The 11,952-nt window shown below is 37.5% G+C and carries 10 protein-coding genes; 3 read left to right on the top strand and 7 right to left on the bottom strand.

Going from position 1 to position 11,952, the window contains the following annotated elements; translation table 11 throughout:
- Positions 1-20: 20 nt before the first annotated feature.
- Positions 21-1,214, bottom strand: coding sequence for a PQQ-dependent sugar dehydrogenase (locus BUF13_RS00345; RefSeq protein WP_083586325.1), 1,194 nt, complete (start codon positions 1,212-1,214; stop codon positions 21-23).
- A gap of 91 nt (positions 1,215-1,305) precedes the next feature.
- On the opposite strand from BUF13_RS00345, the gene BUF13_RS00350 reads away from it, so the two are divergent.
- Positions 1,306-3,231, top strand: a complete 1,926-nt coding sequence (locus BUF13_RS00350; RefSeq protein ID WP_073569772.1) for an ABC-F family ATP-binding cassette domain-containing protein — start codon at positions 1,306-1,308, stop codon at positions 3,229-3,231.
- A gap of 40 nt (positions 3,232-3,271) precedes the next feature.
- Complete coding sequence (locus BUF13_RS00355) at positions 3,272-4,546, top strand: type IX secretion system plug protein (protein WP_073569773.1); 1,275 nt, start codon at positions 3,272-3,274, stop codon at positions 4,544-4,546.
- Between the two features lie 363 nt (positions 4,547-4,909).
- Here BUF13_RS00355 and cas6 read toward each other — a convergent pair whose 3' ends face one another.
- The 5 genes from cas6 to BUF13_RS00380 all read right to left on the bottom strand — a co-directional run bounded on the left by cas6 (position 4,910) and on the right by BUF13_RS00380 (position 9,015).
- A complete protein-coding gene (gene cas6, locus BUF13_RS00360) occupies positions 4,910-5,800 on the bottom strand; it encodes a CRISPR-associated endoribonuclease Cas6 (RefSeq protein ID WP_073569774.1) in 891 nt (296 codons plus the stop codon).
- Positions 5,801-5,896: 96 nt separating this feature from the next.
- On the bottom strand, positions 5,897-6,994 hold the full coding sequence (gene ychF, locus BUF13_RS00365; RefSeq protein WP_073569775.1) for a redox-regulated ATPase YchF: 1,098 nt from the start codon (positions 6,992-6,994) through the stop codon (positions 5,897-5,899).
- 4 nt (positions 6,995-6,998) lie between these two features.
- A complete protein-coding gene (locus tag BUF13_RS00370; protein WP_073569776.1) occupies positions 6,999-8,087 on the bottom strand; it encodes an AI-2E family transporter in 1,089 nt (362 codons plus the stop codon).
- 80 nt (positions 8,088-8,167) lie between these two features.
- Positions 8,168-8,497 (bottom strand): DUF3276 family protein, encoded by a 330-nt coding sequence (locus tag BUF13_RS00375; protein ID WP_073569777.1) that lies wholly within the window; start codon positions 8,495-8,497, stop codon positions 8,168-8,170.
- Between the two features lie 170 nt (positions 8,498-8,667).
- Entirely contained in the window at positions 8,668-9,015 is a 348-nt protein-coding gene (locus BUF13_RS00380) for a 4Fe-4S binding protein (RefSeq protein WP_073569778.1), read from the bottom strand.
- A 119-nt stretch (positions 9,016-9,134) separates the two neighbouring features.
- Between BUF13_RS00380 and BUF13_RS00385 the strand changes: the two genes are divergently transcribed.
- The gene (locus BUF13_RS00385) at positions 9,135-10,151 is read left to right on the top strand and encodes an acyl-CoA reductase (protein WP_073569779.1); all 1,017 of its coding nucleotides are present in this window, start codon (positions 9,135-9,137) and stop codon (positions 10,149-10,151) included.
- Here the strand turns inward: BUF13_RS00385 and BUF13_RS00390 are convergent.
- Entirely contained in the window at positions 10,148-11,917 is a 1,770-nt protein-coding gene (locus tag BUF13_RS00390) for a sensor histidine kinase (RefSeq protein ID WP_073569780.1), read from the bottom strand. The two genes, BUF13_RS00385 and BUF13_RS00390, sit on opposite strands and share 4 nt — an antisense overlap.
- Positions 11,918-11,952: the final 35 nt, after the last annotated feature.

Genomic DNA, 11,952 nt, shown 5'->3' on the forward strand with positions numbered 1-11,952 from the left:
TTTTAAATGGTGAATTTCTGTTATTTCGAATAAGTAACACGGTAAATACAACCAGCCATATCATCTGATATCAATAAACTACCATCAGGGAGTTCTTGTAAAGCAACTGGTCTTCCCCAAACATCCTGTGTAGCATCATCCAACCAGCCTGAAATAAAAACTTCTTGTATTGTGACCTTTTCATTATCATCCATCGAAACTGTCACCACTTGATAGCCAGATTTTTTGCTTCTATTCCAAGATCCGTGTTTTGCAATAAAGGCTCTATTATCATAAGAGGAAGGGAACATGGATCCATCGTAGAATTTAATTCCTAATGGAGCTACATGAGCCTCCATTTTTTCCGCAGGAGCAACATACTCACTGGAAGCCTTTCCTTTATCACCAAATTCAGGATCTTTCACAGTTCCTGCATGCCAATAAGGGTATCCGAAATGCTGGCCAGCTTCTGTTGCCAAATTCAATTCGCAATCAGGAACATCATCTCCCAACATATCTCTTCCATTATCTGTGAACCATAGGTGCCCTGTTTTGGGATTCCAGTCAAAACCCACTGAATTTCTTACGCCATGTGCATATACCTCGGGAGTAGGGTTGGGTTTGCTGACATCCAATCGGGTGATTGAAGCAAAGATTTCATTTTCTTCTTTACAAATATTACAAGGTGCGCCAACCGGAACATATAGCATTCCATCCGGTCCAAAATCTATAAATTTCCATCCGTGATGGGTTTCTGTTGGATATCCATCATAGACCACTTCATAGGTAGGATTTTCTAAATTGTTTTCTATATCCTTGAATCTGAGAATTCTATTGATTTCAGCCACATATAAATCTCCGTCTTTGAAGGCTACTCCATTGGGCATATTAAGATCTTCTCCGATGATGTATTTATAATCTGCCTTTCCATCTGCATCTTCATCGACAACTGCGAAAACATTGTTTTCTCTTCTGTTTCCGACAAAAATGATCCCTTTATCAGAAATAGCAAGGGATCTTGCACTTGGCAGGTCCGCCGCCCATACATCAATTTTAAACCCTTCAGGTAGTGTCAACTTATCTAATTGAACATCTGCTTTTGCAGAGGATATTGAGATTCGTTCTGGAGAATCTGTGGTCGGAATAGGAGTGAGTTTTCCTTTTTGCTGACAGCTTACACTTAAGCTTCCCAAAGTCATAGCTAAGACTAAGGTTGATTTATAGAGTGATTTCATTGGTTTATGTGTTAAGTATTCGAAGTTAATTCTTTTTGAGAATGTTTTTAAATGGGCCCTCAATAAACGGTTGTTTCCTTATTTTTGCCCCATGCTTTCGATTTCTAATCTTTCCTATTTCATAGGCGGTAGAGCCTTGTACGAAAATGCCAACCTTCATATCAAACCTAAAGACAAAATTGGTTTGGTTGGTCAAAATGGTACAGGAAAATCAACCTTACTTAAAATCATCAGTGGAGATTATCAGCCTTCAAGTGGCGAGGTTCAAAAGGCTAAGGATTGTACTATCGGCTTTTTGAACCAGGATTTACTTTCTTATCAGTCTGATGACAGTATTTTGAATGTCGCTTTGGAAGCATTCAAAGAGACTTTGGCTCTTCAGGATCAAATCGATGAGGTCTTAAGACAAATGGAAACTGATCATTCCGAGGAAATCATCAATCGTCTGGCACGTTTGCAGGATCAGTTTGAAGCAAACGAGGGATATACCATCAAAGCAAAGGCTGAGGAAGTGTTGGAAGGTATTGGGTTTAAGACTCAAGATCTTCAGAAACCATTGAAGACTTTTTCAGGTGGTTGGAGAATGCGTGTAATGCTGGCAAAATTACTTTTGGAAAAGCCATCCTTATTGATGCTTGATGAACCTACCAACCACTTGGATCTTCCGTCTATCCAATGGGTGGAAAACTATCTAAAAACCTATGAAGGTGCTGTGATTGTGGTTTCTCACGATCAGACATTTTTGGATAATTGTATTTCAACTACCGTGGAGGTAGCTAATCATACGCTGACAGTTTATGCGGGGAATTACTCTTTCTACAAGCATGAAAGAAAAGAGAGAATGGAGATCCAGCAAAATGCCTATGAGAATCAGCAGCAGATGATTAAGCAAACCGAGCGATTTATTGAGCGATTCCGTGCTAAGGCTTCCAAATCCAATCAAGTTCAGTCCCGAATCAAGGCATTGGATAGAATGGATCGTGTACATGAAGTTGTGGATGATCAGGTTTCTGTGAATTTCAAGTTTACTTTTTCCCAAAAATCAGGGAGAGATGTAGTGGTGTTGGATCATGTGGGGAAATCTTACGGAGATTTGAAAATTTTGGAAAATACCACAGCCAGAATCGAAAGAGGAGATAAAATTGCTTTGATTGGAGCCAATGGAAAAGGGAAATCGACACTGTTGAGAATTATTGATGGCTCTGAAAAGATATCAGGAAAAAGATCGGAAGGTCATAATGTGATCAAATCTTTCTTTGCTCAGCATCAGCTAGAGGCCTTGACTTTGGATAATGAGATCATCCAAGAAATGGGGCAGTCAGGAAGTGGAAAAACCGAGACTGAATTGAGAAATGTCTTGGGCTGTTTTCTGTTTACCAACGATGATGTGTTCAAAAAGATCAAAGTATTGTCAGGAGGGGAGAAGTCCAGAGTAGCCTTGGCCAAAACCTTGATTTCTGAAGCCAACTTTCTTTTGCTCGATGAACCGACCAACCACTTGGACTTTCAGTCAGTGAATATTTTGATTCAGGCACTTCAGCAATATGAAGGGACTTTCATCACCGTTTCTCACGACAGGCATTTTATCAAAGGGGTAGCCAACAAAATCTGGTATATCGAGGATCATCAGATCAAAGAATATCCTGGTACTTATGCAGAATATGAAATTTGGAGAGCCAATCAGGTTCAGCAAGAGACTAAAGTTGAAGAGAAACCCGCTAAAAAAGAGGAGAAAAAACCAAGATCTCCTCATGATCCTGAAGTTCAGCAAGCCAAAAAGGATTTAAAGAAGTTGGAATATCAACTAGAGCAAATTGAAAAGGAGGTTGAAAAGCTAGAAAGTAAACAGGGAGAACTGGAAAGTGAATTAGCTGACCCTGATTTGTATTCTGATGAAAAGAAATCCTCCCAAATTCAAGATCAGTATCAAAAAGTAAAAACTGAATTGGATCAAAAAAACTCGGATTGGGAAGCTTTGGTAGATCAAATTTCTGAACTGCAAGAACTACTCAATTAATTTTCTTTCAAATTGGTCCTCATTTTGCCTATTTTAAGCCATGCTGAATTTTAAAAAAATCTCATGGCTTTTTTTAATAAGCCTGATCCCGACTTTTTCATTTTCTCAAATCAAGGATCAAGTTTATAGAGACCATATTCAATCTGTTCGACTTTTTCCTGTTGGAGCAGAGTATGACAGTCAATTGGATGCCCCGGTGGTTTCTATTTCAGATTCGCGACCACTAATGTTGTATTTTGATGATATAGCCTACGATCCTTCATTATACACCGCCAAGCTCATTCATTGTGATGCCAATTGGGAGAAGTCACAATTGAAGGATAATGATTTTCTGAATGCTTTCAATGAATTCAATGTGCAGGATTTTGATTATTCGGTCAATACAAGAATTCCTTATATCCATTACTTTTTTCAGGTTCCCAAAGTCACCAAATCTGGAAATTATGTATTGAAAGTTTTTTCAGATAGAAATGAAGATGAAGTAATATTGACCAAACGATTTATGGTGTATGAAGAGCTGTTTGCTGTCGGAGCTTCTATTGTACCTCCGTCTCAAACTTCTCAGCGGAAAGATGGTCAACAGATCAATGTGGTAGTTAACTATTCGAAAGGAGAAGTCATGAATCCTCAAAATCAAGTCAAGGTTATTCTTCGTCAAAATCAGCGCTGGGATAATGCTAAATACCTTCAGGCTCCGACCTTTATCAATGAGTCTACCAAAATGATGCGATTTGAAAGTTTTGATGGATCGAATACTTTCAATGCAGGAAATGAGTTCCGGTTTGTGGATCTCCGTTTTATGAGAGCAACCGGGATGAACGTAGCTGCTGTTGATGTTCAGGATGATGTGATCTATGCCACTGCCAAAATTGATACCCCTAGGCCTCAAGAATCCTATTCTCAATATTTGGATTTAAATGGGCAGTACATCGTCTATACCAATGATAGGCCAGGGGGAGATCCTGAAATAGAAAGCGAATACATGCTGACTACTTTCCGGTTGGCTATTCCTGAACAGAGTACTCCTATCTATTTATTGGGGAGCATGACATCTTGGGGAAATTCACCGGAAGCAAAATTGACTTGGAATAAAGATTTGAAAGTCTATGAATCGACTTTGCTATTAAAGCAAGGCTGGTATGACTATCAGTATGGAGTTCAGGAAAATGGCGTTTTTGAAACCTTACCTTTCGAAGGTGCATATTTTGAAACTGAAAATGAATATGAAGTGCTGGTTTATTTCAGGGCATTAGGTTCCAGATATGATCAGTTGGTTGGATATATTTATCTCCATCCCAATAGAAGGAGACTTTAAATTAAAAGAGATACAGCTTCGCTGAAATACAATCTCCTTCGTCGATTGAAATATGCCTTCGGCGAGATATATCTTTATCTGCTTTAGCTATCTTAATTTATCTGCCCGTAGGGCTATCTTAATTATCTCAAGATTGGCTTTGCCAAGATACAACCTCCTTTGTCGATTGAGATAAATCTTTGGCGAGATTTATCTTTATCTGCTTTAGCTATCTTAATTTATCTGCCCGCAGGGCTATCTTAATTATCTCAAGATATGGCTTTGCCAAGATACAATCTCCCTCGTCGATTAAGATATGCCTATCGCGAAATATTGAAAAAATGGACAAAAAAAATCCCTGATGTGAATCAGGGATTTGATTTTTTAGTCTTCTGAACTTTCTGTGGATTCTTCGCCACCTTCAGCAGGAGCTACATTTTGTCTTACTCGCTCAGTTGGTCTGTAAGGTACAAACCCTTCTCTTTTGAATTTGTAAGTTGTAGTTCTGTTACCTGCAGGATGGTTAGCCAAATCCAGCATACCAAAGCCTTTATGAGTAAATGCTCCCAATCCGCATTTAAATACGAAATCTTGAACCTCTGGTGCAGCATATAAAGTAAATGGAAGCGTATATCCTCTTACTTCATATTTCACGTCCATGTCGTAAACGGCATAGATTCTAGCAAATTTCTTTTGTTGCTCTTTTAGTTTATTTACATAAACCATATCAGGGACAACTTGGAATTTGTAGAAACTTTCCATTTGCTCAGGAGTGTACCAGCCGGATCTTTCCATTCTGGTCAGGGTCGATTCGTAAAGCAAATCTGAGAATTCATCACTGTCTGGGCTGATGAATCTTTTTCCTGCTTCTTCATTGAAGGCAGGAGTGATCAATACCAATGGAGAAATACAAACAAACTTGTTTGAAGTTTCCAGGGTCGGTTCCTCCTCGATTTCGGTGTATTCCGGCGAAAGGATAAGGTTCCCCAACTCAATTTTTGGAGTAGCAAATACTTGTTCCAATAGATAGTCCATGAACTCCTCACTTTGGGAAGCCAGAACTAGGGTGACTAAACTGGAATAATAATGCAAACCGCTTCTACTCACTTTTGTCTGACCTTTCAGGCCTGAAAAGTTGAAGTAGTTGTAGTTGAAGAATTCCTCTCTACCACCCTTGACGATCAATCCCTTAAGGAATTGAGCAAGGATATACTGGTGATGAAAAGGTAGATAGGAACCTTTGTTTTTTAATGAAAATATTAGTCTAACTCTCACGGTTATTAAAAATTATGAGACAATAATTAAGGAAAATAGATAACGTAACTTGGGATGATAAGTAGCGACAAAATTACATATATTTTTGAAAAAACGTTAAACGTTAAATCTAAAATGCATAATATCTCCGTCTTTTACAATATATTCTTTCCCTTCTATCGCAATTTTTCCATTTTCTCTACATCCGGCCTCGGTCTTGAATTGTTGGTAATCCGCTAATTTGATGACCTCAGCTTTGATAAATCCACGTTCGAAATCGGTGTGAATTACCCCTGCCGCTTGCGGTGCCTTCCATCCTTTTTTGATAGTCCAAGCTCTTACTTCCTGTACCCCCGCTGTGAAATAGGTGATTAAGTCGAGTAGGGAGTAGGCGGCAGATATCAGCCTGTTCAAACCGCTTTCTTCCAAACCATATTCTCCTAAGAATAATTCCTTTTCCTCAGGATCATCGAATTCTGCGATTTGAGATTCAATAGCTGCACAGAGTAAAATGACTTCAGCATTTTCCTCTTTTACTTTTTCCTTTAATTGATCTACGTATTTATTGCCTGTTTGGATGCTGCTTTCATCCACGTTGGCTACGTAAAGAACTGGCTTGATGGTTAAAAGATGTAAATCTCTAACTGCTTCCAAATCTTCTTTTTCTACATCTACCGCTCTTGCATTCAATCCAGACTTTAATCCTTCTTTAAATGCGGTGAGAGTTTCAAGTTCTTTTTTGGCTTTTGCATCACCAGATTTTGCGATTTTCTCGATCCGTTGGATTTTCTTTTCTACTGACTCCAAGTCTTTCAACTGAAGCTCCGTATCAATTACTTCTTTGTCAAAAATAGGATCGACACTTCCAGCAACGTGAACAATGTTGTCATCTTCAAAACATCTGATTACATGGATAATCGCGTCAACCTCTCGGATATTAGCCAAGAATTTATTTCCTAATCCTTCTCCTTTGGATGCGCCTTTTACCAGGCCGGCAATGTCAACAAACTCGATGACAGTAGGGAGTACCTTCTGAGGGTTGACAAGTTCTTCTAGGATCTGAAGTCTTCTATCAGGAACAGTAACAACTCCAACATTAGGTTCAATAGTACAAAAGGGGAAGTTTGCTGCTTCAGCTTTGGCGCTGGAAAGCGCATTGAACAAAGTGGACTTTCCTACATTTGGAAGTCCTACGATGCCACATTGTAAGGCCATTAATTCAAGATTTTATTTTAAATATTCTATAGGATTTATACCCCTGATAGAACTCCATGATGGACACTCTAAATATGGTATAAACCGGGATTGCAAAGATCATCCCTAATACGCCGGCGATTTTTGCACCCGCAAAGATAACAACAAATATTTCAAGGGGATGCGCTTTTACAGATTTAGAAAAAATCAAGGGCTGTAAAAGGATATTATCTGTCATTTGAACTACTCCAAAAACTGCCAAAATCTTAATTAATAGGAATGTGATTGCATCACTATCTGCGAAATTCCCTGTTGAAATTCCCACGATAATCCCAAATGTAGCCCCAAGGATTGGACCAGCATAGGGAATCAAATTGGCAATTGCAGCAAATAAGGCAATGGTTAATGCATATTCAACTCCCATGATTGTTAGTCCAAGGCTAGCAATTGAAAATATTGCTAAGATTTGAAGAAATAACCCCGTGAGATAATTGGATAGGAGTTTTTCCACTTTGGTAAATGTGGCTACAGAAAGCTCGAAGTAGGGGTTTGGAATCAAGTTTAGCAAGTTTCTTCTCAAAAGGCCATTTTCCAACAATAAGAAAAAGGTGATGAAAGCTACTGCCATCAAACCGATAAAAACCGTACTCGCGGTATTAATGATTTGACTGATGATGTTCCCAAAATCAATCCCAGCAATCATCTGAATAAAGGAGGATTTGATTTCCTCAAATAAATGACCGGGCTTTGAATCTACCAATTGGTATTTATGAAGCCAGTTTTCAAATCTGCCTACGGGTACTTTGATCTGCTCATAAATCCCTTCTAGATCCAAACCACTTAAAATATTGATTTGATTGTTGATCAATGGGAAAAATAATAGACTTAGAAGTACTAATAATAAAATGATTGCTGAGTATGAAACCAGAATAGCTGTCCAGCGTGGGATGTGCTGTCCTAAAACATGAAAATCATTTAGTTTATTGGTAAGCGGTCTTAGTAGAGCAGCCAGGATCAAGGAAAGGATCAAGTAGGCTGTAATATTGGAAAAGTACCACCCGAAAAGGAAAAGGGCGGCTAGAATTAAAATTGGGTATATGAAAAACCGTTGCATCATTGATAAATAAAAAGGAGGCCAAAGCCTCCTCTAATATAAGTATTACAATGCGGGAAAAAATATCCGCTTGGGCATTTCTATTCCCATTTCAATTCGTCTCTGTATTCGTTTTCTGAATCTTCATTTTCATATTGCTCAAAGTCAAAATCCGGCATCAATTCGGTTTTTACATGATCAACAGATTCATTCAGAGCTTCTACAAATTTGAAGAAATCCTCCTTATACAAGAATATTTTATGCTTCTCGTATGTAAAGTTATCTCCATTAACTTTTCTTTTGCTCTCGGTAATGGTTAGATAGTAATCATTAGCACGAGTAGACTTGATATCAAAAAAATAAGTTCTCTTTCCGGCTTTTACCTTTTTAGAAAATATCTCATCTCTATCATAACCTCTTCGATCTTCCACAATGCGTATAAGTTTTAGTTTATAGGGGTAATTTTTTCAAAACTAAGATAGCATAATTCAATTCTAGAAATCAAATAGATATTAGAATATTTTTAAAAAAATACCAGAATTATTATGAGAAGCTTAAAAACAGCCAAAGAAAACAAAATAAAAGGCGGTTAGGCCGCCTTTTATTCACCATGCATAAATGCCTTTTTAGCAAGTAATTGCTCTTCAGTTTCAGGGTGGTCAGGGTCATCCACACAGCAGTCTACTGGGCAAACTGCAGCACATTGTGGTTCTTCATGAAATCCGTTACACTCAGTACATTTATCGGTAACGATGTAGTAAAACTCATCTGAAACAGGATCTTGTTTCTCTGTAGCACTTACTACTGTTCCGTCTTCCAAAGTCACTTCTTTCAAAGATGTACCTCCACCCCAAGTCCATTCTACGCCACCTTCATAGATTGCAGTATTTGGACATTCTGGTTCGCATGCACCACAGTTGATGCATTCGTCTGTAATCATTATAGCCATAACTCAAAAGTTTGTTCAAAAGTAATAAGCATAACCAAGACCGACAATAAAAAGTTGTCATACTAACTAATTTAAAATAATTCTTAGACTCATCCGCCTGAATCTGATAAATTTGCAGCATGATTGATTTGAATGCACGAATTAATGCCTTTGTTGCTCTTGGAAAAAGAATTCAAAATTTGGACACTTTTGAAAAGGAGGATCTTTTCCGAAGAGCAGGAAATAAAAATAATTGGTTTACTCCTCAAAGCTGTGAAAATGCATTTGAAGGGTTGGGCTTTATGTTGCAAGAGGATAAATTAAAAAAATGGCTATCTGGCTATTCATTAGAGAATACATCAGATTCAAAAAATGTTGGAGTCTTGATGGCAGGAAATATTCCGGCAGTAGGGTTTCATGATATGATGACAGTCCTATTATCTGGTCATAAATTGAGTGCAAAATTGAGTTCAGCTGATGAGGTTTTGATGAAATGGCTGATTGGCCAGTTGATAGAGATTGAGCCTGGCTTTGAAAAGCTGATTGAAACGCCAGAAATGTTGAAAGGAAAAGATGCCTATATAGCAACTGGATCTGATAATTCTGCTAGATATTTCAATTATTATTTTGGGAAGTATCCTTCTATTATCCGTCAAAATAGAACTTCTGTGGCTATTTTGGATGGATCAGAAGATGAGGAGACTTTAAAAAAACTAGGTGTAGATATCTTCACTTATTTTGGATTGGGCTGTAGAAATGTTTCCAAAATCTATGTCAAATCAGAGGAAGAGTTGACTCGATTGCTTGATGCTTTGAACAGTTTTTCTGATCAAGTTTCATTGCATAAGTTCCATAACAATTACGAATACAATAAATCCATTTATTTGGTAAATACTGAGAAACACTTGGATAATGGCTTTTTGATTTTGAAAGAAAGTCAGGAATTGGTTTCTCCTATTGCTGTGGTTTATTACGAGCTTTATTCCTCGGAGCAAGAGCTCAAAGAAAAACTTGATTCCCTAGAGTCAAAAATTCAATGTGTGGTAGCTAATCCTGAAAAATGGGAGGGGGCTGTTGCTTTTGGTAAAGCTCAATCTCCAGAACCTTGGGATTATGCAGATGGAGTTGATACTTTAGATTTCTTGAGTAAGCTTTAAATAGTTTCTGGGCTTCCTTTGGGTAGCTCAAGGCAAAATTTGGACCCTTTACCCATTTCAGAGGTAATGCTCAACTTCCCATTATTCTTATCTACATAGTCCTTGACTAAGACAAGCCCAAGACCAGTTCCACTTTCGTTATTCTGGCCCCTGGTGGTAAAAGAAGTGCCCTCTTGAATTTTCTTCAAGTTTTCTGGACTGATTCCTGTTCCTGAATCTTCGACGCAGATTTTTATTCTGTTTCCCGATAGACTAGTGCTTAAAAGTACTTTTTCCCCTGTTTTCGAAAATTTGATAGCATTATTGATCAGATTTCTAAGAACTAAATCAATCATGTTTTTATCTGCTGACACCCATAAATCTTCCTCGGAGTCAATCTCGATTTGAATGTTTTTTTCCTGAGAAATTCTCAACAATAGCTTTTGCTGTTGTTGCAAAAGATGATTGATTTCGAAGTTTTCAATGTTCAGTTGCTCACCCCGAATTTGCGAACTAGCCCATGCCAATAGATTTTGTAATAATATGGCAACCTGTTCCATGTTTTTGGATAGTTCTGGAAGTAATTCCATAAACTCTTCTTCACTGATCAATCCAGTTTGAGTCATGTAAATCAACTCTTTGACTCCAAAAATAGGTCCTTTTAGATCATGAGAAATAATAGAAAAGAACTTGTCTTTGAGGTCATTAAGTTGCTCCAGATCTTTCTTTTGTTCCCGCAATCTCTTATTTATTTTGAATTGCTCGGTTTGATCATCAAAAAGTAAAATCTCTCCATATACTCCAGACTTATTTACATCCATTTGGATCAGATCTACTTTGATGATTTGATCTTCGGGATCTTTTGGAATCGAGATAGTAATGCTACTTTCTTTTTTTCTATTTATTAAATCTAAAATCTCCTGATTTTCTTCAAATAAATTCTTTACCGATACTCCAATTGATATTTTTTCAGGTTGCTTGACAAAGTTTTTTAGAGCCGGATTGAAGTCTACTATTTTTTGTCTGGCATCTATGACCAATACTCCTCTATTCAAGGCTTCCATTATTCGATTTTGAGCAATCGGTTTAAGGCTAAATAGACTATATCTCAGGATGGCAAATCCGAGTAGTAAGTAGGTTAATAAAAATGAAAAAGGAGTGAGGTCAATACCGTCAAAGGGCTTAATTATATGGAGTTGATATAGGACATTTAATATCAATGGGAAGAATCCCGCAATAATCAATAGTTTGGTTTGAGTTCTGAAAATAGGGTCTGCAAACCTAAATCTCTTCCATAATATCAATGTTCCAGTCACGAAAGCTATATAACTATATGCCGTATGTATGTAATACCATGGCCCTACTTCAATACTTAAAATTGGGAACGGGCTTGTGGTATTTACCTCCGTATGTAAATAATGAAGGTGATGGAAATCGTTTGTTATGACCGCTAAAAAAGTTAAAATAGGAATTAGGAATATGGCAACTAAAATTAATGGTGATTGCCATTTTTTATAGCCAGTGTATTGTAATGAAAATACCAACCAGGCAGCTGGCATAAAACTTATTCCAATATACTCATAATCAATCCAAAAGAGCATTTGATCATGAGTGGTACTACTAAGCTCTAATCCATAAAAAAAGCCCCAAATGCAAACTAAAATCATGGTGACTGCAATCCATCTTGTAGAATCGCTTAGCATATAAGCGATATAAAATGAAAGTGCACCGATTAATAAGCTGGAAATCACCAGCGTAGCTGAAAATGGATTAGATAAAATCTCCATTTTTTAGTTGAAATACCTTTACAGGTATTTATATT

Origin of the sequence: Algoriphagus zhangzhouensis (genome assembly GCF_900148515.1) — a bacterium.
In the GTDB taxonomy this organism is placed as follows: Bacteria; Bacteroidota; Bacteroidia; order Cytophagales; family Cyclobacteriaceae; genus Algoriphagus; species Algoriphagus zhangzhouensis.

What these genes read in the sequence shown, in the direction of transcription:
- BUF13_RS00350 (WP_073569772.1), top strand. Translation starts at nt 1,306, where the DNA reads ATGCTTTCGATTTCTAATCTTTCCTATTTCATAGGCGGTAGAGCCTTG.
- BUF13_RS00380 (WP_073569778.1), bottom strand. Translation starts at nt 9,015, where the DNA reads ATGGCTATAATGATTACAGACGAATGCATCAACTGTGGTGCATGCGAA.
- BUF13_RS00345 (WP_083586325.1), bottom strand. Translation starts at nt 1,214, where the DNA reads ATGAAATCACTCTATAAATCAACCTTAGTCTTAGCTATGACTTTGGGA.
- BUF13_RS00370 (WP_073569776.1), bottom strand. Translation starts at nt 8,087, where the DNA reads ATGCAACGGTTTTTCATATACCCAATTTTAATTCTAGCCGCCCTTTTC.
- BUF13_RS00390 (WP_073569780.1), bottom strand. Translation starts at nt 11,917, where the DNA reads ATGGAGATTTTATCTAATCCATTTTCAGCTACGCTGGTGATTTCCAGC.
- BUF13_RS00355 (WP_073569773.1), top strand. Translation starts at nt 3,272, where the DNA reads ATGCTGAATTTTAAAAAAATCTCATGGCTTTTTTTAATAAGCCTGATC.
- ychF (WP_073569775.1), bottom strand. Translation starts at nt 6,994, where the DNA reads ATGGCCTTACAATGTGGCATCGTAGGACTTCCAAATGTAGGAAAGTCC.
- BUF13_RS00385 (WP_073569779.1), top strand. Translation starts at nt 9,135, where the DNA reads ATGATTGATTTGAATGCACGAATTAATGCCTTTGTTGCTCTTGGAAAA.